22 protein-coding genes are annotated in these 23,408 nt (G+C 65.2%); 16 read left to right on the top strand and 6 right to left on the bottom strand.

The features are described from left to right. Nucleotides 1–562 precede the first annotated feature (562 nt). A complete protein-coding gene (locus ACFVVK_RS00755; protein ID WP_390262032.1) occupies nucleotides 563–1,546 on the bottom strand; it encodes an electron transfer flavoprotein subunit alpha/FixB family protein in 984 nt (327 codons plus the stop codon). A 13-nt stretch (nucleotides 1,547–1,559) separates the two neighbouring features. Beyond that, the gene (locus ACFVVK_RS00750) at nucleotides 1,560–2,336 is read right to left on the bottom strand and encodes an electron transfer flavoprotein subunit beta/FixA family protein (protein WP_390262030.1); all 777 of its coding nucleotides are present in this window, start codon (nucleotides 2,334–2,336) and stop codon (nucleotides 1,560–1,562) included. 150 nt (nucleotides 2,337–2,486) lie between these two features. On the opposite strand from ACFVVK_RS00750, the gene ACFVVK_RS00745 reads away from it, so the two are divergent. Further along, entirely contained in the window at nucleotides 2,487–3,332 is an 846-nt protein-coding gene (locus tag ACFVVK_RS00745) for an IclR family transcriptional regulator (protein WP_390262028.1), read from the top strand. A 93-nt stretch (nucleotides 3,333–3,425) separates the two neighbouring features. On the opposite strand, the gene ACFVVK_RS00740 is transcribed toward ACFVVK_RS00745, so the two are convergent. Further along, a complete protein-coding gene (locus ACFVVK_RS00740) occupies nucleotides 3,426–4,898 on the bottom strand; it encodes a purine-cytosine permease family protein (protein ID WP_390262026.1) in 1,473 nt (490 codons plus the stop codon). A gap of 247 nt (nucleotides 4,899–5,145) precedes the next feature. Here ACFVVK_RS00740 and ACFVVK_RS00735 point away from each other — a divergent pair, with 247 nt between their 5' ends. Further along, nucleotides 5,146–6,438 (top strand): DUF6379 domain-containing protein, encoded by a 1,293-nt coding sequence (locus tag ACFVVK_RS00735; protein ID WP_390262765.1) that lies wholly within the window; start codon nucleotides 5,146–5,148, stop codon nucleotides 6,436–6,438. 29 nt (nucleotides 6,439–6,467) lie between these two features. After that, nucleotides 6,468–7,946, top strand: a complete 1,479-nt coding sequence (locus ACFVVK_RS00730; protein WP_390262024.1) for a DUF6379 domain-containing protein — start codon at nucleotides 6,468–6,470, stop codon at nucleotides 7,944–7,946. Nucleotides 7,947–8,008: 62 nt separating this feature from the next. On the opposite strand, the gene ACFVVK_RS00725 is transcribed toward ACFVVK_RS00730, so the two are convergent. Beyond that, nucleotides 8,009–8,953 (bottom strand): LysR family transcriptional regulator, encoded by a 945-nt coding sequence (locus tag ACFVVK_RS00725; RefSeq protein ID WP_390262021.1) that lies wholly within the window; start codon nucleotides 8,951–8,953, stop codon nucleotides 8,009–8,011. Between the two features lie 232 nt (nucleotides 8,954–9,185). Between ACFVVK_RS00725 and ACFVVK_RS00720 the strand changes: the two genes are divergently transcribed. The 12 genes from ACFVVK_RS00720 (at nucleotide 9,186) to ACFVVK_RS00665 (ending at nucleotide 20,823) form a co-directional block, all read left to right on the top strand. Next, complete coding sequence (locus ACFVVK_RS00720; protein ID WP_390262019.1) at nucleotides 9,186–10,481, top strand: ABC transporter substrate-binding protein; 1,296 nt, start codon at nucleotides 9,186–9,188, stop codon at nucleotides 10,479–10,481. Between the two features lie 53 nt (nucleotides 10,482–10,534). After that, nucleotides 10,535–11,494: a carbohydrate ABC transporter permease gene (locus tag ACFVVK_RS00715; protein ID WP_390262017.1), complete on the top strand. Its 960-nt coding sequence runs from the start codon at nucleotides 10,535–10,537 to the stop codon at nucleotides 11,492–11,494. Between the two features lie 3 nt (nucleotides 11,495–11,497). Then, complete coding sequence (locus ACFVVK_RS00710; protein WP_390262015.1) at nucleotides 11,498–12,334, top strand: carbohydrate ABC transporter permease; 837 nt, start codon at nucleotides 11,498–11,500, stop codon at nucleotides 12,332–12,334. Between the two features lie 143 nt (nucleotides 12,335–12,477). Continuing rightward, nucleotides 12,478–13,254, top strand: coding sequence for a TIM barrel protein (locus tag ACFVVK_RS00705; protein ID WP_390262012.1), 777 nt, complete (start codon nucleotides 12,478–12,480; stop codon nucleotides 13,252–13,254). Continuing rightward, a complete protein-coding gene (locus tag ACFVVK_RS00700; RefSeq protein WP_390262011.1) occupies nucleotides 13,251–14,813 on the top strand; it encodes a GMC oxidoreductase in 1,563 nt (520 codons plus the stop codon). Before ACFVVK_RS00705 ends, ACFVVK_RS00700 begins: the two co-directional genes overlap by 4 nt. A gap of 67 nt (nucleotides 14,814–14,880) precedes the next feature. After that, the gene (locus ACFVVK_RS00695) at nucleotides 14,881–15,276 is read left to right on the top strand and encodes a DUF6379 domain-containing protein (RefSeq protein WP_390262009.1); all 396 of its coding nucleotides are present in this window, start codon (nucleotides 14,881–14,883) and stop codon (nucleotides 15,274–15,276) included. Beyond that, nucleotides 15,273–16,376 carry a sugar phosphate isomerase/epimerase family protein gene (locus tag ACFVVK_RS00690; protein WP_390262006.1) on the top strand — a complete coding sequence of 368 codons (1,104 nt, stop codon included), beginning with the start codon at nucleotides 15,273–15,275 and terminating at the stop codon, nucleotides 16,374–16,376. The genes ACFVVK_RS00695 and ACFVVK_RS00690 overlap by 4 nt, the downstream gene beginning before the upstream one ends. A gap of 20 nt (nucleotides 16,377–16,396) precedes the next feature. Beyond that, complete coding sequence (locus ACFVVK_RS00685; protein WP_390262003.1) at nucleotides 16,397–17,422, top strand: sugar phosphate isomerase/epimerase family protein; 1,026 nt, start codon at nucleotides 16,397–16,399, stop codon at nucleotides 17,420–17,422. Between the two features lie 9 nt (nucleotides 17,423–17,431). Then, nucleotides 17,432–18,202 carry a nuclear transport factor 2 family protein gene (locus ACFVVK_RS00680; protein WP_390262000.1) on the top strand — a complete coding sequence of 257 codons (771 nt, stop codon included), beginning with the start codon at nucleotides 17,432–17,434 and terminating at the stop codon, nucleotides 18,200–18,202. Nucleotides 18,203–18,210: 8 nt separating this feature from the next. Next, nucleotides 18,211–18,609, top strand: coding sequence for a DUF6379 domain-containing protein (locus ACFVVK_RS00675; RefSeq protein WP_390261997.1), 399 nt, complete (start codon nucleotides 18,211–18,213; stop codon nucleotides 18,607–18,609). 17 nt (nucleotides 18,610–18,626) lie between these two features. Beyond that, nucleotides 18,627–19,805, top strand: a complete 1,179-nt coding sequence (locus tag ACFVVK_RS00670) for a Gfo/Idh/MocA family protein (RefSeq protein WP_390262762.1) — start codon at nucleotides 18,627–18,629, stop codon at nucleotides 19,803–19,805. A gap of 13 nt (nucleotides 19,806–19,818) precedes the next feature. Then, complete coding sequence (locus ACFVVK_RS00665) at nucleotides 19,819–20,823, top strand: sugar phosphate isomerase/epimerase family protein (RefSeq protein ID WP_390261995.1); 1,005 nt, start codon at nucleotides 19,819–19,821, stop codon at nucleotides 20,821–20,823. Nucleotides 20,824–20,912: 89 nt separating this feature from the next. Here ACFVVK_RS00665 and ACFVVK_RS00660 read toward each other — a convergent pair whose 3' ends face one another. Next, nucleotides 20,913–21,941, bottom strand: a complete 1,029-nt coding sequence (locus ACFVVK_RS00660) for a restriction endonuclease subunit R (protein ID WP_390261992.1) — start codon at nucleotides 21,939–21,941, stop codon at nucleotides 20,913–20,915. Nucleotides 21,942–21,994: 53 nt separating this feature from the next. On the opposite strand from ACFVVK_RS00660, the gene ACFVVK_RS00655 reads away from it, so the two are divergent. After that, nucleotides 21,995–22,411 (top strand): DUF6379 domain-containing protein, encoded by a 417-nt coding sequence (locus ACFVVK_RS00655; protein ID WP_390261989.1) that lies wholly within the window; start codon nucleotides 21,995–21,997, stop codon nucleotides 22,409–22,411. Between the two features lie 27 nt (nucleotides 22,412–22,438). Here the strand turns inward: ACFVVK_RS00655 and ACFVVK_RS00650 are convergent, their stop codons facing one another. Further along, entirely contained in the window at nucleotides 22,439–23,341 is a 903-nt protein-coding gene (locus ACFVVK_RS00650; RefSeq protein WP_390261986.1) for a ThuA domain-containing protein, read from the bottom strand. Nucleotides 23,342–23,408 lie beyond the last annotated feature (67 nt).

The raw sequence follows: 23,408 nt of genomic DNA, 5'->3' as shown, positions 1-23,408 counted from the left end.
GGAGCGGGTTCCGGGGTCATCTGTAGGGGAGCTGCCTGCACCGCAGGGGCCGCAGCGGCTGCCGGAGCAAGTCCAGCGGGCGGCCACGGCTCACCACCGGGGACGCGGGGAAGCCCGCGGCGAAGCGGGGTGATTCCCGTCGCCGGTATGGTGCGCGCCGTCACGGGGGCAGACGCCTGCGACGTCGCTGTCGGTTCCGTCTTCTCCGCGGCAGCAGCGGCGGGCATGGCCGCCGCCGGCATCGCGGCTGCGGTGCGGGCTACGGGCAGAGCCGCCGCTGGAACCTCGCCCGCTGGCGGCCAAGGTTCGCCGCCCGGCACCCGCGGCAGGCCTCGGCGAAGCTGCCGCGCCAACCCGTCCGCATTGATTGCAGGGCCGTCCACCCCCGGGGCGTCGACGGCGAGGACCGGAGCGGACACCGCTGTCGAAATCGGCGCCGCATTCAGGGGAGCGGCGGGGGCGGAGATAACACGTGCGGGCGCCTCACCCGCCGGCGGCCAAGGTTCGCCGCCCGGTACGCGCGGCAGGCCCCGCCGAAGAGTCCGAGACTGAGTTGCCATCGCTACTTCTTCCGAGCCTCAAGCGCGCTGATCAGCTGTGGCACAACCTTGAAGACGTCTCCGACCACACCGAAGTCGGTGATCTCGAAGATCGGCGCGTCTGAATCCTTGTTGATGGCGACGATTGTCTTGGAGGTCTGCATCCCAGCCCGGTGCTGAATCGCACCCGAAATGCCCAGCGCGATGTACAACTGTGATGACACGGAAACGCCGGTCTGCCCGACCTGATACGACGGCGGGAGGTAGCCTGCGTCCACCGCGGCACGTGACCCGCCAACGGCAGCGCCGAGTGTATCGGCGAGTTGTCCGACGAGGGCAAACTGTTCCTCCGAACCGAGGCCGCGGCCGCCCGCGACAACCTTCGCGGCGCCCCGCAGTTCCGGCCGCGAGGTGGCGGCAACTGCCTCCTCGAACGCGTCGATCCGCGCGGCCGGCTTACTGGAGGGCGTCACCGCCAGAGTCGCCGACGCCGGCGGCTGGGCCGTGGCCCGCGTTTCGATGGAACCTTGGCGGATCGTAATGACCGGCGGCCCAAATGTGGACGTTGACGTCGCATTGTAGGCGCCGCCGTAGACGGAGTGGTGCGCCACGACGCCCTCGTCATCACGGGACACCCCGATCGCATCGGCAGAAACCGCTGCCCGCGAACGGGCAGCGTAGCGGCCGGCAACGTCGCGCCCATTCAGGGAATGCGATATCAGGATCGCGTCGGGTTGCACGTGCTCCGCGGCGGCGGCAAGCGCGTCAACGCCAGGAACGCCGAGTGCGGACGGATCCGGAGTCTCTGCGATCAGAACGTGCGCGGCACCAAGGAGTGCGGCCTCCGCGGCGGCCGCGCTCCCTGCGCCGGGTGCGGCAAGCACCAGGGCAATCGGCGTGCCGACTGCAGCGGCTGCGCCGAAGAGTCCGGGTGCAGCCTTCTCGAGCTCACCGCCAGCCAGGGTTTCCACGACGACGAGGATGGCGTCACGAGGGAATTCAGTCATGTGTCGTTACTCCTTACGCCAGTCGGTTTTCTATGAGGAAGTCAGCGAGTTTCTCGCCGGCGTCACCTTCGTCAATGATCTTTACCCCCGCCGCGCGCGGGGGCTTCTCGGCAACAGTCAGCATGATCGAACGCGCCGCGTCCGGGTTGTCGGCCGTAACCCCGAGGTCCGCGAGGGTAAGCGTCTCAAGGGGCTTCTTCTTCGCGGCCATGATTCCCTTGAAGTTCGGGAAGCGCGCCCCGGGAAGTGCCTCGGTAATCGAAATCACCGCGGGCAGGTTCGCCGATACCTTTTGCACGCCGGATTCCACCGGGCGGGAGCCAGACACCGCTCCGTCGCTGATCTCCACGGAGCTGAGACCGGTGGCATGCGGCACGTCGAGCAGTTCTGCAAGCATCGCGGGAATCATGCCGCCGGATCCATCGGTGGAGACATTGCCGGTGATCACAAGGTCAAACTCCACGCGACGGATCGCTGCGGAAAGGGTCTCAGCAGTCAGTCCCAGATCCGCGCCCAGGAGCGCCTCGTCAGAGATGTGGGTGGCGCTTCCGGCGCCCATCGCCAGCGCCTTGCGTATGGTTGCCGTGGCACCCGCAGGAGCGAGGGAGAGGACTGCGATCTCGGTGCCCTCGTTGGCGTCGGCGTACTTCAGCGCCAGCTCCAAGGCGCGCTCACCGATTTCGTCAATGACCGCCTCGCTGGCTTCTCGATCGGCGAGGCCTGTTTCAAGGTTCAGTTTTCGGTCCCCGTATGTGTCGGGGACTTCCTTGACAAGGACGATTATCTTCATCGATGGCTCTTCCTGTGGCGGGCTCGCCTCTATGGGGCGTGCCGAATCTCCATTGAGTCTACGAAAGCCGGGCCATTCTTGCCTGACGGCGCCCGTGTCGTGCGAATTCGCCGGACGTATCCAGAACGCGGCGAAATGTATTGTGGGTCCGTGAATTCGTCGAAGGCCAGGCCGAAAGTCCCTGCTGCCGCTAATGTCTTGGCGGTCCTCAGGTATCTGGGCAGTCAGGCGGGGCCGGTGGGCGCGTCGGTGATTTCCAGAGATGTCGGACTGCCCCGGTCCACGACGTATGACCTTTTGCAGGCATTGATGGATGACGGGTTCGTCGTTCATCTGCCGGAGGAACAAAAATATGCGCTTGGCGTCAGTGCACAGGAGCTGGGGACCGGCTACGCCCGCCAGGTGCCGCTACAGCGGATCGGGCGCTATCCCTTGTCGAAGCTTGTGTCGCGGACCCGCCGCACGGCCCATTTGGCGGTGATGCACGGGCGCGATGTCATTTATGTGATCGAGGAGCGGGCACCCCGTCAACGGCCGCTGGTGACGGACTTGGGTGTGCGGCTGCCTGCGCATTTGACCGCCAGCGGCCGGGCAATGCTCGCCTGGATGGAGCCGGCGCAGGTGGCCGCGCTCTATCCGGACCGAGATGCGTTCACGTCACGGCTCGAGGACGGCCCGCAGACCCTCCCTGAGCTCCAGGAGCTGCTCGCTCGGGTCCGCAAGGCGGAGTTCTCCTGGGAGCAGGATGAGATCACAGTCGGTTTTTCTTCGGTGGCTGTGCCGGTCCTTGACCGTGGGCAATATCCCGTGGCGAGCGTGACCGTGACGGTGGCGAACCGCGCTTTTCCGGGGAGGGCGACCGCTGCCAGGGCCGTCCAGGGCGAGGAAACGCGCCTCGATCGGACAGTCCGGCTGGAGGACATGGCCAGGGAATGGGTGCCTGAAGTGGCTCGCTGCGCCAGGGAGATTTCCAGGCGGCTGGGCACGGCAGGTTAGGCTCCCTCGCGCGCGGAGACCGTCCAGGTGCACGGCTGCTGCGCCTGGACGGTCTCCGGTCTTGTTAGATGTCTCCTGCGGGAGGTCTGAGTTTCAGAACACTACTTCGGTCTCCGGCCGCACGGGCGCCGGCGCGGTTTCCTCATCCCGGGGATAGATCATCTCCGACGGGGGATTGGACGTCCTTTTGGCCAGCGGGTAGTAGACGAGGGCAGTCACGACGAGCCCGACGAGCCAGGAAATGTCCGCGCCGCCGAGCAGCTCTGTCATCGGCCCGGTGTAGAGCGTCTGCGCGAGGAACGGTATCTGGACCACGATGCCGAATGCGTAGGTGGCAAGGGCTGTGACATTCCAGCGCCCGTAGCGCCCGTTGAGATCATAGAGTGCAGGGATGTCGACCTTTTCCTTTGAGATCAGGTAGTAGTCGACAAGATTGATGGAGCTCCACGGGATGAACACCATCAGCAGCAGTAGCACGAAGTTCTTGAAGTTGGAGATGAAGTCGGGCGAGGCCAGCACAGCGATGACCACCGACACCCCGATGAAGCCCACCACATAGGCGAACCTGGTCCAGACCGCCACAGTGGATTTCCGCGTGAAGGCGGTGATGGAGGTCAGCATGGTCATGTAGCCGCCGTAGGCGTTCAGGGTGTTGACGGTCAGTTTGCCGACCACGATGACCAGGTAGATGACGACGGCGATCAGGCCGCCGCCGCTGAGGTTGCCGAGAAAGGCGACCTGGCCGTCCAGGAACCTTTCCCCCTTGGGCAGGGCGAGCGCGGCGAACAGGGCGCCAAGAGTCATTGACCACTGTGAGCCGAGGACCGTTCCCAGGAAGGAGGAGCGGAATGTGCTCGCGATGCTGGTCTTCGCCGGCAGATAACGGGAGTAGTCCGCAACGTACGGTCCGAAGGTCAGCTGCCAGCCGGCGCCCAGCGAGATGGCCAGCAGGAACGTGGGGAACTCGAACTGGGCGTCGCCCAGTACCGCGCCGACGTCGTAGTTCGTGAAGAGCCGGATGCCCAGGTAAGTGAAGCCCACGACGCCCACGATGGTCGAGACACGGCCCAGGGAGTGGATGTACTTATACCCCAGGGTCGCGATCAGCACTGTCAGTGCACCGAAGATGACCATGCCCACCGCGGGAGTTCCGGTGTGCAGGATCTGATCGACGGCCTGGCCTGCGAGGACGGTTCCAGTGGCGGCGAATCCGAGGTACATGATGACGACCAGGATCAGCGGAATCACGGCTCCGAGGATGCCGAACTGGGCCCTGCTGGAGATCATTTGCGGAAGACCCAGGCGCGGCCCCTGGGCAGCATGAAGTGCCATTACTGCACCACCCAGCAGGTTGCCGACGAGCAGGCCCAGGATGGCCCAGAGTGCGTCGGCGCCGAAGAGCACCGCCAGTGCGCCGTCCACAATCGCGGTGATCTGCATGTTCGCACCAAACCAAAGCGTGAACTGGTGGAACGGGGAACCGTGCCGTTCGCGTTCGGGAATGAAGTCGATGGAGCGGCGCTCCACGCGCGGCCCCGCCGTCCCCGTTGCTGTATTCGCCTGCATTGCGTATTCCTTCTATCGGAACTGAAAAGTGCTTCCCCGTGGGGCCATGTCCATCAGAGCATGATGGAGATCACAGGGGGCCCCGTGCGGCCCGATTCTGTCCGGTGCACCGGACATGGCCCCAAAACTCGAAGCGTCCGGCCCGGCGGTGCCCCCGGCCGGTTCTGTCGATTATCCGCCAACTTATGCACAAAACTGTCAAAATGGTTGCTACTCTGAAATTTGCACCTACAGAGAGTGAGCAATGATGCTTCTCGAAAGAGACCTCATCCAGTCCGTCGGCTTCCGCAACATCAGGGAGGGCGGACGTGTAACCGGCTTCCAGTTCCGGGTCCGAATGCCGTCCTACCGCGGAATGACCGCGTCCCTCATCGATGGCATCGCGGTGCGCGTTGGCAGCATCGTCGACGTCGGGCCGGATGTCCCGCTTTGGACGTTCGGCGGGCGGACCTACACGCTGGAGCAGCTCTGGGAAAGTGACGGCGTGCGCTGGCCCCTTGAGGAAGCGGCCGTGGTGACCGTTCCCCTCGACGGCGGCCTCCCGCAGGGCGTGCATGAACTCTCCATCGAGCTGCGGTTGCGCATGTCCTATATACCGGTGGAGCACCAGCCCACCGTGCACCGGACCAGCCGTAAGGTGACGCTCGCGCCGGAAGGCGGCGAAGGCGCCTTCCGCTACGGCGTTTCCCTGTACAGCTACATGGGTGACTACGGCACGGTCATGGACCTGGAGACGGCCTTGGCAGCCGTCGCCGACGTGGGCGCCACCGGCGTCGAGATCCTCGGCGAGGGCCACATCCCCAACTATCCGGAACCGTCCCCGGCCTGGATCGATAGCTGGTTCGGCCTCCTGGAGAAGTACTCCCTGGAACCCACGAACTACGGTTCCTGGATTGACACCCGTCTTCACCCGGGCCGCACCATGACGGCCGCCGAGGGCGCGGAGGCCCTGCAGCGGGACCTGCGGCTCGCCGACCGCCTGGGCTTCGGCTTCGTGCGCCCCAAGATCGGCGTCGTGTCCAGCGACCTGGTCCCGGACCCCATCTGGACCGAGTCCGTGGAACGCTCCCTTGACCTGGCCCACGAGCTGGGCATCATCATCTGCCCGGAGATCCATTCGCCAACGCCCATCAAACACCCCGTCGTCGATGACTACATCGCACTCATCGAACGGACCGGCACCAAGAACTTCGGGCTCCTCATCGACACCGGCATCTTCCAGGACCGGCCCATCCCGCTGCGCGAAGGGGAGACCCGCGAAACGCGGCCCGCCTTCCTTGACGGCATCGGCGTCGACCCGGCCGACTTCGCGGACATCGCGGAGTACGTGGTGTTCGTCCAGGCCAAGTTCCACGACATCAACGAGCAGCTCGAAGACCAGCAGATTCCCTGGCTGCCCGTCCTCAAGGCCCTCAAGGACTCCGGCTACACCGGCTACCTCTCCAGTGAATACGAGGGCGAACGCACGCCGTGGCGCGCCATCGAGCAGGTGCGGCGCCAGCACGCCCTGATCCGCCGCACCGCCGCCGGACTTACCTGACCCATCCACCTCCCAGCAAAGAGACAACCATGCCAAACGGACTTCTTGACGATGCAAGCCTCCGCACCCACCCCGAGGGCCTCGCGCTGGCCCTGACCCTGCCGTGGTACCGGAGCCTGTGGCTCTCCTCGGTCTCCAGCCTCCGGCTCACCGTTGACGGCCAGGAAATCCCCGCCGGGGACCTGACCCTGGAACTGGACGGTGTCCGCTATGCGCTCCCGGACCTGCCCGCGCAAAGCGAAACTCTCTGGTACCTCCAGGAGCATCCTCTGCTCATCGCCAAAACGGACAGCCCTGTTGCCTTGGGCGAACAGCACACGGTCCAGCTCATCGGTGAGCTGCGCCTGCCCTACATGCAGATTGCCCCCGGCCAGGACGGCGGACCCGGCATGTACGTCCCCAACTTCGTCAACCAGACTTTGGAGCTGACCGTCACGGACACTGACGTGCCGGCCCCGGAACTCACGACGGCGGTCACCCCGCCCCCGCCGAAAGCCGACGGGGATCCCTTCTCTCTCGGGCTCACCCTGTACTCGGCAAGTGCCGAATTCCGGGCCGGCTGGTACGACTTCGACGGTCTGTTGAACCGGGTCGCGGAGCTGGGGATCGGCCCCGGGATCGAGATCGTGGCCTCTCAGGTGCTGCCGACCTACCCCAACGTGACGGATGACTTCGCGCGCTCGTGGCACGAGGCCTTCGACAAGCACGGCTTCACTGCCAGCTCCTTTGGCGCCAACCTGGATATGGGCCGACGCCGGGACCGTGACATGACCCCGGACGAGGAGTACGAGTTCACACAGACCCTCTTCCACGGCGCCAAGAAGCTCGGTTTCCCGCTCGTCCGCATCCAGAGCGCGAAGCCGGAACTGCTCCGCCGGCTCCTGCCTCTCGCCGAGGACCTCGAACTCAAACTTGCCTACGAGATCCATGCCCCGCTGGGACCCAACTCCCCGGAGATCATGAAGGTCCGCGACGTTTACGCGGAGCTTGACTCACCGCTGTTGGGTTTCGTGGCCGACTTCTCCTCAACCATGCACAGCATGTCCCCCACGCTCCTGCGCGCGGTCCGCCGTGCGGGGCTGGACGACGAAGCCGTCCAAAGACTGCAGGCCATCTGGGCCACCGACGCCCCGATGCGGGCGCGGCAGGAGGAATTCATTGCGTACCTGCGCGGACGCGACTTCGATCCTGCCCGGCTTGGGTCCTTCGCCCACCTGGCCTTCAATATGCACGGCCACATCCGCCCCGCAGAGTGGGCCGACATCATGCCGCAAATCATGCACGTCCACGCGAAGTTCTACGACATTGATGACCAGGGCAACGAGCCGGCCATCGACTATCCGGAACTCGTCCGCGTCTTCGTGGAAGGCGGCTACCGCGGCTACTGGTCCAGCGAGTGGGAAGGCCACGCCTTCGCCGAGCTCGGCGAAGTGGATCCGCTGCTGCTGGTCCGCCGGCAGCACGACCTCATCCGCAAGAGCATGCGGACCGCGCTGGCCTCAGCCTGACGCCGTAACCGAAGGTCCCATCGCTTCGATGCCCGTCCGGAAACGGACGGGCATCGAGGCGTTCAGGGGGCTTCCTTCGTTGCGGCGGCTGCCACGATGTCACCCGCTTCTTTGAACAGGCCCCGCATCCACTCATGCTCCGAGTCGCGGTTGTGCACCGGGTGCCACCACAGGGCATTGACCAGCGGCGTGGCATCGAAGGGCAGCGGCAGGATCCGCACCCCGCCCACTCGCAGCGCGAACGGCACCAGTGCCGCCTGGATAAGCGCGATCCTGTTGGTCCCCACCACAAAGTGCGGCAGGGACTGGAAACTTTCCACCACCACATCCACCCGCGGCTCAACACCCAGCTGCATGATCTGCCGTTCCGCCGAGGTGGAGGCGGACCGGGTCTGATAGGTCATCACCCAGGGAAGCTCGGCGATGTTCTCCATGGTGATGCGCTCGCCGACGGCTTCATTGGACGAGGAGACCACGGCCACCCACCCGTCCCGCCACAGGTCCAGGTAGGGGAGCCCGGTGAGGAATCCATGGGGAATCACCATGCCGTCCACGGAACGAAGGCGGTTGGCAGCATCCTCCACCACCATCGGATTGTGGAGCATAAACCGAAACCGGACTCCGGGGGCGCGCTCGGCGGCAAGCTCGGAAGCAACCCGGCCAATGGTGGTGAAGCCATAATCCGAACCGTAGATGGAAAACTCACGCTCCGATTCGGCGGGCTCCCAGGTTGCCTGGCTCTCAAAGACGCGGCGTGCGGCCTCGAGTGCCGTGGTGGTGTGCTCCGCGAGGCGGAGCGCGAATGGCGTTAGCTCGTAGGCATTTCCGCGCCGCGCCAGGATGGGGTCCCCGAAGTGGGACCGGAGCCGCGCGAGCGACGCGCTCAGCGCCGGCTGGCTCAGGTGGAGCCGCTCGGCCGCCCTAGTGACGCTGCGTTCGGTAATGAGGGCGTCCAGCGAAATCAGCAGGTTGAGGTCGAGTCGGGAAAGCAGGACATGATTCGTCACGGCACGCGATCCTTCAAAGGTGAACTAGGTCAGGGCAGTGTATCAGCGGCGCCGATAACTTCGGCTGCGCGCATCAGACCTTTCGATGCAATCGCTTCAGCCACCCCTTGCGTAACTTATGTCTGTTATCGGTAAGACTTATGTGCTTTTTCGGCACATCTCCTACATACTGATGAGTGACCGGGGTCACGGCCTCGGATTTTTTTCGACAACGAAGTCAGAAAGGCTGGACATGACACAGCACCGTCGCTTTTCGGGCCTAAAGGTCGGCGCCCTCGCCGTCCCCACGGTCGCAGCCCTCGTCCTCACCGGCTGCTCGGCCTCCGCCGGCAGCAGCTCCTCTTCGGGTGGTTCCCAAGAGTTCTCACTGTCCTTCGCGACATCCAACACCATCGAGAGCCCCTTCCAGGTTCTGGCTGAAAATTACATGAAGTCCCACCCGAACGTGAAGATCACGTTCAACCCGCAGCCCAATGACTCCTACGACCAGACCCTGCGGACCCAGCTCCAGGCCGGAAACGCGTCCGACGTCGTTGTGACCTCACCGGGTTCCGGCACCGGCCGCAGCATCCTGCCCCTCGCTCAGGCCAGCTTCCTCGAGCCGCTGGACGATGCCGCCAAGAAGCTGGTTCCCGCAGGAAGCGCTAACCTTTTCGGGGCCGAAGGCAAGGTCTACGGCCAGGCTGCGGAAATTACGGTTGTGGGGCTGGTGTCGAACGAAACGGCCTCCAAGGCTGCCGGCATTGCTGACCTCCCGTCAGACTTCGCCTCCCTTGAGCAGCAATGCAAGACACTCGAATCCTCAGGCAAGTCATTCTTCGCGCTTGCTGGCTCGGCTGCTCCAAACACCGGGCTCATGGCGATGTCCCTCGCCGCCTCGCGTGTTTACGCGGAAGACCCGACGTGGAACGAAAAGCGTGCTGCGAAGCAGACTACGTTCGCTGACTCGGCGGGCTGGAAATCCTCCCTGGAGGCAGTCCAAAAATTGAACGATGCCGGCTGTTTCCAGAAAGGCGCCGCAGGTGCCGGCTTTGATGCCATCACCAAGGGCCTTGCCACCGGAACCTCCCTTGCCGGATTTATCCCCGGTCCCAGCTGGAAGCAGCTGAAGTCCGCGGCCGCCGGTTCGGACTTCGGTGTTAAATCGCTTCCCGCGGAACGGAGCTCGGGCAAGGGCTTCGTGTATGCCAGCGCTAACTACGCGTTTTCCATCAACGCCGCGTCCAAGAACAAGGATGCTGCCAAGGCCTTCCTCGACTGGGCCGCGCAGCCTGAGCAGACCAAGGCCTTCGCCGAAATCGACGGCGCCCTCCCGGTCACCGGCCTGGACAGCTACGACTTCAACGGCGGCGCCTACAAGAACGTCGGTGAGCTCATCAAGGGCGGAAAGTACGGCCCGCTGCCGAACAGCCAGTGGCCGAACTCCGCCGTCTACGACGCACTCGCCACCGGCGTCCAGGGCCTCATCACCGGACAGAAGACTGCTGACCAGGTGCTGCAGGCAATGGATTCGGCCTGGGGACAGTAACAGTTTCACATCACCAAGCTCCGACGACTCAAAGGGACAAGCAAGGATTACCAATGACTGCGACGATGCAACCCAAAAGCGAAGCAGCTGAAGCACCCCGGCGAGGCAGGCGCACTCCGGGGGCGGGTGAGAACACCCGTCCCCGGCGGGGGCCCGTGCAGTTCGGGCACTGGTGGTGGGCACTGCCCGGCATTGCCCTTGTTATCGCCATCCACTATGTGGCAACGGGTATTGGCGGTTTCTTCGCCTTCACCAACTGGACAGGCATCGGTTCTTTCAAGATCGTGGGTTGGCAGAACTTCGAATCCATTTTCAAGGATCCCGCCAAGCTCGGTGCCCTGTTCAATACCATCTTCCTGGCATTTGGTTCCGTCATCCTCGGCAACGTGGCAGGGCTCATCATCGCACTCGGCCTGAACCGGGTCCTGAAAACGCGGTACATCCTCCGCACGCTCTTCTTCATGCCCGTAGTGCTCAGCCCGCTGGCCACGGCCTACGTCTGGAAGTACATCTTCGATTTCGACGGCCCCATCAACGTCTTTCTCACCTCGATAGGCTTCGGCGACCTGGCGAAGCCTTGGCTCGCGGACCCGCAGTGGGCCATCTGGACCGTCCTCGTGGTACTTGTCTGGGGCTCCACCGGCTTCGCCATGGTGATCTTCATGGCCGGATTGGCCGACGTCCCGGTGGAAGTCGAGGAGGCAGCCGCCATTGACGGCGCCAACCTGTGGCAGCGCTTCCGGAACGTCACGCTTCCGGCCCTCCGTCCCGCCGTCGCCATCGCCACCACCCTGGGAATCGTCCAGGGGCTCCGGGTCTTCGACCCCATCATGGCCTTGACCAGCGGCGGACCCGCCGGTGCAACCGAAACGCTGGCCACCCAGGTCTACAAGCAGGCCTTCGCGCTCGGCAACTTCGGCGGCGGTGCCGCCCTGGCACTGGTGCTCGCCGTCATCATCCTGTTCTTCGCCGTTATCCAGCAGCGGCTGACGCGATCGAACCCCGAGGACTAACACATGTTCCGCTACACCAAACTCACTCTGCTTCGCGAAATTGGCCTCTGGGCCCTTGCCCTGGTCTTCCTTGCCCCGTTCTACTTCCTGGTCACCACCGCCCTGAAGCCGGACAGCGAGATGTACACGACCTCACCGCTGGCGCCGCCGAAGAGCCCGGACTTCAGCAATTTCGTTGCTGTCCTGACGGCGAGCGGCAACTCCAACGTTGTCCTGGGACTCGTGAACAGCATCATTATCACCGCGGGCAGCATCCTCGGACTGATCGCACTAGGCTCAATCACCGGCTACGTCATCTCCCGCAACACCCGCCGCTGGAGCAAAGGCGCGTACTACCTCTTCCTGATCGCAATCATTCTCCCCGGCCAGCTCGGCGCGGTGCCCTTGTATATGGGTGCACGCGCCATGGGGCTCACGGGATCGGCGTGGGGCCTGATCATTCTGTACACCGGCATGCTCCTGCCGCTGTCGATCTTCCTCTACGCCAACTTCTTCCGCGGCCTCGGCACGGACTTCGAGGAGGCGGCAACCATTGACGGTGCCAGCAAGTCGCAGATCTTTTCCAAGGTTGTGTTTCCCATGATGGCTCCCGCCACGGGCACCGTCACCATCTTCGCCGGGCTGATCGTGTGGAACGACTTTTTCACCTCGCTGATCTTCCTGGGCGGCTCTGCCAACCAGACGCTGCCGGTGGCCATGTACTACTACATCGGCTCCCTGGTCTCTGAGTGGAACTCCATCTTCGCGATCGTGATCGTCTCCATGATCCCCATCCTCGCGTTGTTCCTGTTCGCGCAGAAGCGCTTCATCCAGGGCTTCTCTGGCGGCCTGAAGGGCTGATTGCGAATGGCCGACAACCGCGAAGCGTTCGAGCGCTTCGCGGAGATCTTCTACACCCAAAAACGGGTGGGCGAAGCCTTCGACTTCCCCCATGTTTTAGACCACCCCTCTTAGACCAACCCTCAACTCTCCAGGAGACACCCATGTTCCAACTTTCGCCCAACATCGACCTTTTGTTCGCCGAAGCTGGCGAAAGCGCTGCCGACCGGGTTCGTGCTGCAGCCGCCGCCGGCTTCGATGCCGTCGAGATGTGGGGTCCGACCGGCAAGGATATTCCGGCCCTCAAAGAGGCGCTCAAGGAAACCGGCGTCCAGCTCACCGCCCAGCTGGCGGAACCGCGCATGCAGTTCATGATCCCGCCCCGCAACCACGAGCCCTTCTACGAGGGCCTGGACGCCGGCGTGGCCGTAGCGCAGCAGCTCGGTTGCCCGCGCATCGTGGTGGGCAGCGGCACCGGATTCGGCGGCCGCAAGCGGCGGGACCAGCTGGACGAACTAGTCGAGATCTTCACCCGCGGCGTCGCACACATCGAGGGCTCCGGCATCACGCTGGTCCTCGAGCCCGTGAACGTGAGGGTTGACCACCCCGGAGCCCTCCTTGACCGGACCTCGGAAGCCGTTTACGTGGCCCGCGGTGTGGCTTCCCCGAACTTCGGCGTGCTCTACGACCTGTACCACTCCACCGTCGAAGGCGAGGACGTGGCCGCCGAGCTCGCCAACGCCGGTGACCTCATCAAGTACGTGCAAATCGCCGACGCTCCGGGGCGCGGGGAACCCGGTTCGGGATCCATTGACTGGCACGCCCGCCTCGGAGACCTGCAGGCCAGCGGCTACTCCGGCCCGATCGGGCTGGAGTACTACCCGACGATCGACTCGGCAAAGTCCGTGCGGCGCATCCAGGAACTGGTGGCGGGCCGGTGAGCAGCAACCGGTACCCCGACGCCGTCGATGTCGCCATCGTGGGCAGCGGGCCGACGGCATCGGCGTACGCGCGGATCCTCAGTGAGGAAGCACCTGGCGCCACCATCGCCATGTTCGAAGTCGGGCCCACGGTCAGTTACCCGCCCGGGGCGCACGTTAAGAACATCGAGGACGCTGAACGCCGCAGCCACGCCCAGCGGGCATCGGAAGGCCCGGGAGCCGGAGCCGAAACGGTGAACTCACCCGGCGCCGTCAAGAGTGGAGAGCGCCGCGCCCGGCCAGGCACCTACCTGCTGCCGGACGGCTACGCGTTCCCGGGAGAAGACGGGCTCCCCGTCGCGGCCATGTCCAGCAACGTGGGCGGCATGGCCGCGCACTGGACCGCCGCCTGCCCACGCCCCGGCGGCAAGGAGCGCATACCGTTCCTGCCCGACCTGGAGCAACTCCTCGGCGACGCCGACCGCCTGCTGGGCGTGACCACCCACGCCTTTGACGGTGCCCCGTTCTCAGACCTCGTCCGCGCACGCCTTGCCGCCGCGGTGGACGCGGGCCGCACCCCCGACGCCCGCGTCCAGCCCATGCCGCTTGCCGTGCACCGCCGGGAGGACGGGGGCCTGGTGTGGTCAGGGTCCGACGTCGTGATGGGTGACGCGACCCGGGAAAACCCGCAGTTTGAGCTCTTTGACGAGTCTCTGGTGGCCCGCGTGCTCGTCGATGAGGACGGCAGGGCTGCCGGCGTTGAAGTCCGCGACCGGCGCAGCGGAGAATCCCGCCAGGTGGCCGCCCGTTACGTTGTGGTGGGCGCGGATGCCCTGCGCACACCACAGCTACTGTGGGCTTCCGGAATCAGGCCCGCCGCCCTGGGGCGTTACCTCAACGACCAGGCGCAGGTGGTGTTCGCGAGCAGGCTGCACGGCGTTACGGCCGACGACGCGCCGCGGGCCGCCGACGGCGCACTCAGCGAGCAAAGCGGAGTGGCGTGGGTTCCCTACACGGACGAGGCGCCATTCCACGGCCAGATCATGCAGCTGGATGCGTCCCCGGTTCCGCTCGCCGAGGATGACCCGGTCGTCCCCGGATCCATTGTGGGCCTCGGGCTGTTCTGCGCCAAGGACCTTCAGCGGGAGGACCGGGTCGCGTTCGACGACGACGCCCGCGACTCCTACGGGATGCCCGCCATGCGCATCCACTACCGCCTCACCGAACGGGACCACAGCGTGCTGGAACGCGCCAGGCAGGAGATTGTCCGGCTGGGCAAGGCAGTGGGCGAGCCGCTCGACGAGCGCCCCTTCGTCCTTCCTCCCGGCGCCTCGCTGCACTACCAGGGCACCACCCGCATGGGGGAGTACGACGACGGCGCGAGCGTCTGTTCGCCCGACAGCGAGGTCTGGGACGTCCCCGGGCTCTTTGTGGCCGGCAACGGCGTTATCCCCACGGCCACGGCGTGCAATCCCACCCTCACGGCCGTGGCGCTCGCCGTGCGCGCGGCACGCAAAATCGCGGAAAAACTCACCGGCACTTTACTTATGTCGGAATTAGACAATAGACTGACTAAATAATGAAGAAGTGGCCGGCGGCCGCTTCGGCTAGATGCAGGCAAGGCATGCCGCAGACAAGGAGGTCTCGATGATCGCCGACCGCATTATCGAGCAAGGAACACTCACCACGCAGGACGGGCGCACCGCCGTCGAAGTCCGCATCCCCTGGTACCGCGCCCTGCCGGGCTCGTGCATCGCAGCGGCTGCATTGACAGTGGACGGCGTCGCCGCCCCCACGGACTCGCTGCGCTGGACCATGAACAACCGCACCTTCAGCTTCGAGGAGCTCGTGGACGAGACCGGCGAATGGTGGTTTCCCCTGGACTCGGCCGTTCTTTCGGGGGACCTTCCCGTCCCGGACCACGATGCCGAGCACGAGGTCCGCGTGGACCTGAAGCTCTATATCCCGTACATCATCACCGACCACGGCGTGCTGCACATCGAAGAGCACGACACCAAGACCATGAAGGCGGCCCAGCGATGACCAGCCTCGGCACGCCGATCCAGGGCGTCACACTCTACAGCTTCACCCGGGCCTCCCACGGCCGGCAGTACGACCTCGACGGCCTGATCCGCAAGGTCGCGGCCGAAGGCTTCGGCCCGGGCCTCGAAGTCATCGGATTCTCCAGCCTGCGCGGCTTCCCGGACCGGATCGATGACACCTTCGTGGGGCAGTTCCGCGACCTCGTGGCCGAGGTGGACCTGGTGCCCACCTCGCTCGCGGTCAACGTTGACACCGGCATCCGCCGTGACCGGCTCATGAACCACGACGAGCTGGTCGAATACATGCGCAAGCAGATCGAGGTGGCCTCCCGGTTGGGCTTCCCGATTGCCCGGGTGCAGATCTCGCTGACCCCGGACGCCATGGAAAGCCTGCTGCCCGTGGCCGAGAAGTACGGTGTCACGCTGGCCCTGGAAGTCCATGCCGACCAGCACGGGGCCCACGAGCGCGTGCTTGCCCTGCGCGACCGGTACGAGAAGCTGGACTCGCCGCTGCTGGGCTTCACCGCCGACTGGGGTGCCACAGTCACCGGCTTCGCCCCCTCGCTGCTGGAGGCCTACCGCCGGCGCGGGGCCTCGGAGGAACTGCTCCAGCAGGTCGTCGAGCTGTGGAACGGCTTCTACGCCGAAGGGCCACCCAACAACCAGAAGATCCACGGCGAACGCTTCGGAGCCTTCATCGGCCTGGCGGCCCGCAACGGCAGGCCAGACCTCGGCATCGACTTCGCTATCAACGGTACTGGGCTCTTCGGTCCGGCACCGCTGGACACCTGGCTGGAAATCATGCCGTGGGTCCGCCACGTCCACGGCAAGTTCTTTGGGATCGACGAGAACGGCGAGGAGCCTTCGGTGCCGGTCCGCGGCCTCGTCCGGCAGCTCGTCGAGAACGGCTACGCCGGAGCAATCTCCAGCGAATACGAAGGCTGGCACTGGAACAACTGGCAGGACCCGTTCGACATCATCCGCGGCGAGCAGGCCGTCCAGCGCTCGGCCGCAGCCAGTGCCGGTTCGGCCATGATCACTGACGCCTCCGAAGCGCGCCGCATCCTCAACAACCACCTCGCACAGCCCGTCCGCGGCTGACAACGAAGGGACCACAAGTTATGTCAGAAGGCATCGCAGGCTCGGGCATCGAGCTTGGCATCACCCTCTATTCACTCACCTCCGAGTTCGCCGCGGGGCTCTACACCCCCGAGACGCTGATCAAGGCCGTGGCCGATGAAGGCCTTGGCCCCGGCGTGGAGTTCAACATCGCCCAGATGCTGCGCACCTACCCCGACGTCGATGACGACTTCATCCGTCTGTGGCGCGACAGCATGGACCGCTACGGCCTCACCCCCAGCGCCGTGGGCACCAACCTGGACATGGGCCGCCGCAAGGACAGGGACATGACGCCTGACGAGGAATATGACTTCTTCGCCGCTCAGCTCCGCACGGCCAACAAGCTCGGTTTCCACCGCGTGGTGATCCGCTCCGCCGGCAAGGAACTGCTCCGCCGGCTGCTTCCCCTGGCCGAGAAATACGACCAGAAGCTCGGCTACGAGATCCACGCACCGCAGGGCCCGAACGATCCCAAGATCCTGCAGATCCGCGAAATGTACGGGGAACTGGGCAGCGACCGGCTCGGTTTCACCGCAGACTTCAGCTCCACCATGCACAGCCTTTCCCCGACGCTGTTCCGCACCCTGACGCAGATGGGGCTGCCCGAGGAGCACTTTGCTGTCATGCAGGACATCTGGCGCAAGCCGCTGCCGATGCAGGACCGCAACCAGGAATTCGAGGACTACCTCAGCGCGAACAACTTCGACCCCGCGCGCCTGGGCCCGTTCACCCGGCTGGCCTTCAACATGCACGGACTGGTCCCGCCGGAGGAATGGCTGGACATCATGCCGCAGATCTTCCACGTCCACGCGAAGTTCTACGACATCGACGAAAACGGCAACGAACCCGCCATGGACATTCCCCGCATCGTGCGCCAGTTCGTTGAGGGCGGCTACCAGGGATACCTCTCCAGCGAGTGGGAGGGGCACGCGTTCGCGGACCTCGGCGAATCCGATCCGATCGATCTCGTCAAGAAGCAGCACTCGCTGATGCGGCGTGCCATCGAGGAAACCGTCGTTCCGGCCTGAGGAGGATCCATGCCTACCGTCGATACCGACCTCGCAGCCGAGGTGGAGCGCCTCCGTGCGGAACTCGGGGAAGCCCTGAAGCTGGCCCGGCGGGCCAATGACCGCGGCGACATCGAGAACCTGTTCAACCGCTACATGTACCTGCACAACGCATTCCAGGACGAGCAGATCATCCCGCTGTGGGTTAAGCCCGGCACCCCCGGCGTGCGGGCGAGGTACACCAACGCCGGCCAGTACACCGATTACGACAGCGTCATCGGCTATCACCGCGGACGCCCGTCACCAGTGGGCAAACTGATCCTGCACTACACCACGACGCCGGTCATCGAAGTTGCGGCCGACGGCGAGACCGCCAAGGGCGTCTGGATCATGACCGGCAACGAGTCGGGCCTGACGGACCCCGACGTGGCCAAGGAAAGCCCCGACTACATGTACTCGCCGGGCGAAGTGCAGGGCAAAAAGGTCTGGGCCCACTGGGTCTGGTGCAAGTACGCCGTGGACTTCCTGCGCCAGGACGGGGAATGGAAGATCTGGAAGTTCCGCTGCTACGAGCTCCTGCGGGCGCCGTTCGAGGAAAACTGGATCAGCTTCGCGGAGAAGAACCAGCACGCCTTCGCCCTGGACCTCATGTACTTCGGCGACGACGGCAAGCCCGTCTTTATGCCGCCCGCCGACGAACCCGTGCCCCAGGAGTACCACCCGTATAGCCCGTCCACACGGCAGACCCTGGACCCCCTGCCGCCCACACCCCACGACACCTTTGTCGATACGTTTAAGTAAGGAAAGCCATGGCAACTCACAATTCCCTGTTCCAGGACACCGACATCCGCAGGCACCCCGAGGGCATTGCCGTGTCGGTGCAGCTGCCCTGGTACCGCAGTCTCTGGCTGTCGGCCGTTGACGACGTCGTCGCAACAGTCAACGGTGTCGAGATTTCCAAAGAGTCCCTCCGCTTCGAGCTGCAGGGAAAGTCCTACTCCATAGCTGAGCTGCCGCAGCAATGGGAAACCCTGTGGTTCGTCGCCGACAAGCCCGCCGTCATCATCCCGCTGGACCGCGTCCCGGATGCCGGCGAGGAGATCGAGGTCGAAGTCATCCTCACCCTCCGCCTGCTCTACATGCAGATCGCCCCCATGCGTTACGTCGGCAACCGGGTGGCGGTCGAGCGCAAGGTAGTGCTGGCGTGAACACCCTCCGTGTGGCCATGATCGGCTATGGCTTCATGGGGGCCGCCCACTCCCAGGGCTGGCGCACAGCGCCGCGGGTGTTCGACCTTCCGGCCGAGCCGGAAATGGCAGTGGTTGTGGGCCGCAACGCCGAGGCGGTGGCCGCTGCGGCCCAAAAGTGGGGCTGGGCTGAGGCAGCCCCAGACTGGCGCGGGGTGATCGCCCGGGACGATATCGACGTCGTCGACATCGTCACCCCTGGTGACTCCCACGCTGAGATCGCGATCGCCGCGCTGGAGGCCGGGAAGCACGTTTTGTGCGAGAAGCCGCTGGCCAACACGGTGGCGGAGGCCGAAGCGATGGCCGCGGCGGCCGAGCGCGCGGCAGCCCGGGGCGTCCGGGCGATGGTGGGTTTCACGTACCGCCGCGTTCCGGCCGTCACGTTCCTCCGCGATCTCATCGCCGACGGCGCCGTGGGCACGGTCAACCACGTGCGCGCCTCCTACCGGCAGGACTGGCTCGTGGACCCGGAAATGCCGCTGGCCTGGCGGCTGCAGAAGGAACACGCCGGGTCCGGGGCGCTGGGGGACATCGGCGCCCACGCCATCGACCTGGCCCAGTTTGTCACCGGGCTGAGCCTAGCGAAGGTCTCCGGCGTCATCGACACGATCGTGAAGGAGCGGCCCCTCCCGGACTCAGGTACCGGACGTTCCAGCACCGGGCTGTCCGGCACTGCCGGGACCGGTTACGGCCAGGTGACCGTGGACGATATCGCCATCTTCACCGGCCGCTTCGAAACCGGGGCGCTGGCATCGTTCGAGGCCTCGCGCTTTGCCACCGGCCGCAAAAACGCGCTGGAGATCGAGGTTTCGGGTGACAAGGGCGCCCTGGCCTTCGACCTTGAGGACCTGAACAGCGTCCTGTTTTACGACCGCACGGCGCCCGCGGACCGCCAGGGCTTTCGGAAGATCCTGGTCACGGAGGCGGAGCACCCCTACGTTTCGGCGTGGTGGCCCGCAGGGCACATGCTCGGCTACGAGCACGGGTTCTCCCACCAGGTCAAGGACCTCGTGGAGGGCATCGTGGGCGGCACGAACCCGCACCCGTCGTTCGCTGACGGGCTGAGGGTGCAGCGGGTGCTCGACGCCGTCGAGCGCAGTTCCGACAATGATTCCGCCTGGACACGGGTCGCTTCCGGCGTTCCTGTGGCCGGTTGAGGAGGGGAAGTACGTGGCACGACCAATTACACTCTTTACTGGCCAGTGGGCCGACCTGCCGTTTGAGGAGGTGGCCCGGCTCGCCGGCGAGTGGGGCTACGACGGCCTGGAGATCGCGTGCTGGGGAGACCACCTGGACCCCTGGCGCTGGGACGACGACGCCTATGTGCAGGGCAAGCTGGACATCCTGGAGCGCCACGGCCTCAAGGTGTGGACCATCTCCAACCACCTCAAGGGCCAGGCTGTCTGCGACGACCCGATCGACGAGCGGCACCGCGGCATCCTGCCGGACGTCGTGTGGGGCGACGGCGATCCTGAGGGGGTCCGCCGTCGTGCCGCCGAGGAACTGAAGAACACGGCGCGGCTCGCCGCCAGGCTCGGCGTGAAGACTGTGACCGGGTTTACCGGATCGTCCATCTGGAAGTACGTGGCAATGTTCCCGCCCGCTACCGAAAAAATGGTCGATGCCGGTTACCAGGACTTTGCGGACCGGTGGAACCCCATCCTGGACGTCTTTGACGAGTGCGGAGTCCGGTTCGCCCATGAGGTGCACCCATCCGAGATCGCCTACGACTACTGGACAACGCAGCGCACCCTGAAGGCGATCGGGCACCGCGAGGCGTTCGGCCTGAACTGGGACCCGAGCCACATGGTGTGGCAGGACATCGACCCGGTGGGGTTCCTGTGGGACTTCAAGGACCGTATCTACCACGTGCACTGCAAGGACACGAAGAAGCGGCTGGTCAACGGCCGGAACGGCCGCCTTTCATCCCACCTGCCCTGGGCGGACCCGCGCCGGGGCTGGGATTTCATCTCCACCGGCCACGGCGACGTGCCGTGGGAGGATGCGTTCCGGATGCTGAATGCCATCGACTACCGCGGCCCGCTGTCCGTGGAGTGGGAGGACGCCGGCATGGACCGGCTGGAGGGCGCCCCGGAGGCAATGGCGTTCGTGCGCCGGCTCTCCAGCTATGAACCCTCAGCAGCGGCCTTCGACGCCGCTTTCAGCACGAAGTAGCGCCCGCACCAAATAGCGCACAGCTGAACGGCCGGTCCTGGAACTCCAGGACCGGCCGTTCTGCTGTGTCCGCCTTCGGTGTATGCAGATCAGACCGCAGCGCCGGCGGCGAGTGCCCCTTCCGCGAGGGCGGTTTCAGCCAGCGCCAGATGCCTTCGTGTCATCTCCGTGGGATCATCCTGCAGCCATTCGTGGCCGCCCCATTCGCTGGTCAGCGTGCCTTTAAACCCGTTCCGTCCGAGCAGGCCGCCAAGATCGCTCAGCGGCTGCGTAACCCGGCGGTCGGCGTCGTCCAAGTCCCAGAACTTCAGGTGGAAGCCCCCCACGAGGGGAAGGATGTCCTGCAGGTCGGCGGCGTCGCTCCGGCCGAAGCGGATGAGCAGGTTCATGAACAGGGTGTGGACGGGCGGCGGAACCTTCCCCGAGCGAAGCAGGGCCGTGACGGCATCGGGGGTGGCGGGATCGCGCCAGTCATTCTCCAGGCGCTCCAGCAGGTCGGCGGACACGTCTCCCCGCCGCAGTTCTTCAAGGTAGGTTACGGGAAGGGCGGGCATCAGCATGCTGATATCCACGAGGACCCGCACGCGATCGTCGGCGAGACCGGCGATCGCATCCAGGGCTGGTGCCACTGCCGGATTCCTCGGAGTCTGCTGGCCCTGGATCTCTTCGTACAGCACGAGGTCGAGCTCGTGCAGGAGCGGCTGCACCAGTGCCAGCAGCTCGGTGCCCGCCTGTCCGATCGGCAGCCGGATTCCGCTCGCGCCCACCCGGTGCGCGGCATGGAGCTGGGGGACCAGAAAGTCCAGGCGCTCCCGCAGCGTGCGGCGTTCAGTCGGCGAGGTGAAGTCGTCGAGGCTGGCGCCAACGATGCTGACGCGTCCCTCCTTGGCGGCCAACGCTTCGCGCAGCCCATCCACCTCGGCGTCCTGCGGAGCCGGAAAGGACCGCCACAGCAGTCCGGGTTCCAGTTCGATGGATTTCGATACGGAGTCGGCTATGCCGCTGACGATGTCTTGGGCCGGCCGGCGAGCGGCGATGATCTCGGGAGTCCAGTTGAACGAGCTGGCGCACAGAGTCCAGCTCTCGGGAAATACGGGGACCATCAGGTGCCTTCCCATTTATGCTTGTTAATGACAAGCTTATGTCACTTTTAGGATAAAGGATGGAGGCGATGTTGGAAACCGCTTTGCGTGAAGATGCGCTGACCACCACGCCGGGCGGCTTTGAACTTCGGATCGGGCTGCCGTGGATCCGCTCGATGCCCTTATCCAGTGTTGTTGGGATCGAAGTTGAGGTCGAAGGCATCCGGGTGGCGCCAGGGGAATTGTCGGTGGTGCTGGGCGGCCGCCGCGTGCCGCCCGATTCGCTGCAGGGGGAGTCCGGCTGGTGGTTTGTCCAAGACAGGCTGGTCCTGGCTGGCCGGCGCGAACTTGGCCGCGGTTCGCACGGCGTCGCCGTCGACTTCCGCCTGCTGGTGCCATACCTGCAGGCGCGTCCGGGTTCGCCGCTGATCCTGCCGTTCCATCTTGGGGCCCGGCTGGAGCTTGACCGGCCGCCGGTGCCCAGCGTGTCCTTGGACGTGGCCTGAGCGGTCCAGGCCACGCCGGGACGATACCTATTTCTGGGAGGCGGGCTCTCCTGCTGCTACCCAGTCATTGAACATGCCGCGCACCATGGGCTCCAGCGTGGTGGGCCACCAGTCGCCGCCTTCTACGGCCTCGCCGAGGTCTCCGGGCGTTGGAATTGTCACCGCACCGGTCGCCGCCCACTCCGCGCTGCGCGGGAACAGGGCGCGGAAGGCGGGGTGTCCGATGGCCTGCTCGTTGTGGCCGATGCCGATCGACACTGACCGTCCCTCGCCGTACTCAACGGCCCAGGCGAGGGGGTGGTCTTCGCCCATTCCCGGCAGGCTGCGCCACTGTGACGGGACCTGGGTGTAGCGCAGGGGATTGTCCCATCCCTTCAGCAGAACGGTCTTCCTGACGCCCTCCGGCCACTTGAGGCCGACGTAGAGGTCGTCGTTGTAATGCGGGAATTCCGCCGGCCAGCCGGCGGTGATGGGGTGGGGCTCCGCTGTGTGCACGAGGAAGTCGTTGTTTGGCGCCCGTCTGGAAGTCTCTTCCCGCATGACCCCGCCGAGCAGGCGCTCGTACTCGGGGTCCCAGCCGACGCCGCCGGCGAGTGTTGGGTGATAGGCGATGAGGCCTTTGCCGCTGGCAACAAAGTCGAAGAGCGCCTGCTCCGCAACCGGACCGAAGCGCTCTTCCGGAACATCGCGCCAGGGGTCGGAGCGTCCGTAGTAGTTGAGAACCACAAGGTCGTAGGGTTCCAGCGTTTCTGCCGTTGCTCCGCGGAACTCCTCAGTAACGCGCACCTCGAAGCGGCCCGTCTGCTCAAGGAGCTCTTTGAGGGCGGGCGTGGTCTTGCGCCAGTCGTGGTGGACATCAGTCATGCCGGTGACGATCAGCGTTCTGATGAGGTCGGACGGGGTTCCGCGGGACGGGATTCTTTCGGGCATTGTTATGCACTCCTTCGTGTCGAGACTTACGATCCGAAGATACATTCTTAAGTCAGAAACAGGAAGA

It is taken from the genome of Arthrobacter sp. NPDC058192 (assembly GCF_042883665.1).
In the GTDB taxonomy this organism is placed as follows: domain Bacteria; phylum Actinomycetota; class Actinomycetes; order Actinomycetales; family Micrococcaceae; genus Arthrobacter.
Note: the sequence above shows the minus strand (reverse complement) of the source record. Positions and strands in the feature narration are given on the sequence as shown.

Bases quoted from the DNA above. Each gene is read 5' to 3' on its own strand.
- ACFVVK_RS00755 (WP_390262032.1), bottom strand. From the start codon at position 1,546: ATGACTGAATTCCCTCGTGACGCCATCCTCGTCGTCGTGGAAACCCTG.
- ACFVVK_RS00750 (WP_390262030.1), bottom strand. From the start codon at position 2,336: ATGAAGATAATCGTCCTTGTCAAGGAAGTCCCCGACACATACGGGGAC.
- ACFVVK_RS00740 (WP_390262026.1), bottom strand. From the start codon at position 4,898: ATGCAGGCGAATACAGCAACGGGGACGGCGGGGCCGCGCGTGGAGCGC.
- ACFVVK_RS00735 (WP_390262765.1), top strand. From the start codon at position 5,146: ATGCTTCTCGAAAGAGACCTCATCCAGTCCGTCGGCTTCCGCAACATC.
- ACFVVK_RS00730 (WP_390262024.1), top strand. From the start codon at position 6,468: ATGCCAAACGGACTTCTTGACGATGCAAGCCTCCGCACCCACCCCGAG.
- ACFVVK_RS00720 (WP_390262019.1), top strand. From the start codon at position 9,186: ATGACACAGCACCGTCGCTTTTCGGGCCTAAAGGTCGGCGCCCTCGCC.
- ACFVVK_RS00715 (WP_390262017.1), top strand. From the start codon at position 10,535: ATGACTGCGACGATGCAACCCAAAAGCGAAGCAGCTGAAGCACCCCGG.
- ACFVVK_RS00710 (WP_390262015.1), top strand. From the start codon at position 11,498: ATGTTCCGCTACACCAAACTCACTCTGCTTCGCGAAATTGGCCTCTGG.
- ACFVVK_RS00705 (WP_390262012.1), top strand. From the start codon at position 12,478: ATGTTCCAACTTTCGCCCAACATCGACCTTTTGTTCGCCGAAGCTGGC.
- ACFVVK_RS00695 (WP_390262009.1), top strand. From the start codon at position 14,881: ATGATCGCCGACCGCATTATCGAGCAAGGAACACTCACCACGCAGGAC.
- ACFVVK_RS00690 (WP_390262006.1), top strand. From the start codon at position 15,273: ATGACCAGCCTCGGCACGCCGATCCAGGGCGTCACACTCTACAGCTTC.
- ACFVVK_RS00685 (WP_390262003.1), top strand. From the start codon at position 16,397: ATGTCAGAAGGCATCGCAGGCTCGGGCATCGAGCTTGGCATCACCCTC.
- ACFVVK_RS00680 (WP_390262000.1), top strand. From the start codon at position 17,432: ATGCCTACCGTCGATACCGACCTCGCAGCCGAGGTGGAGCGCCTCCGT.
- ACFVVK_RS00675 (WP_390261997.1), top strand. From the start codon at position 18,211: ATGGCAACTCACAATTCCCTGTTCCAGGACACCGACATCCGCAGGCAC.
- ACFVVK_RS00670 (WP_390262762.1), top strand. From the start codon at position 18,627: ATGATCGGCTATGGCTTCATGGGGGCCGCCCACTCCCAGGGCTGGCGC.
- ACFVVK_RS00660 (WP_390261992.1), bottom strand. From the start codon at position 21,941: ATGGGAAGGCACCTGATGGTCCCCGTATTTCCCGAGAGCTGGACTCTG.
- ACFVVK_RS00655 (WP_390261989.1), top strand. From the start codon at position 21,995: ATGTTGGAAACCGCTTTGCGTGAAGATGCGCTGACCACCACGCCGGGC.
- ACFVVK_RS00650 (WP_390261986.1), bottom strand. From the start codon at position 23,341: ATGCCCGAAAGAATCCCGTCCCGCGGAACCCCGTCCGACCTCATCAGA.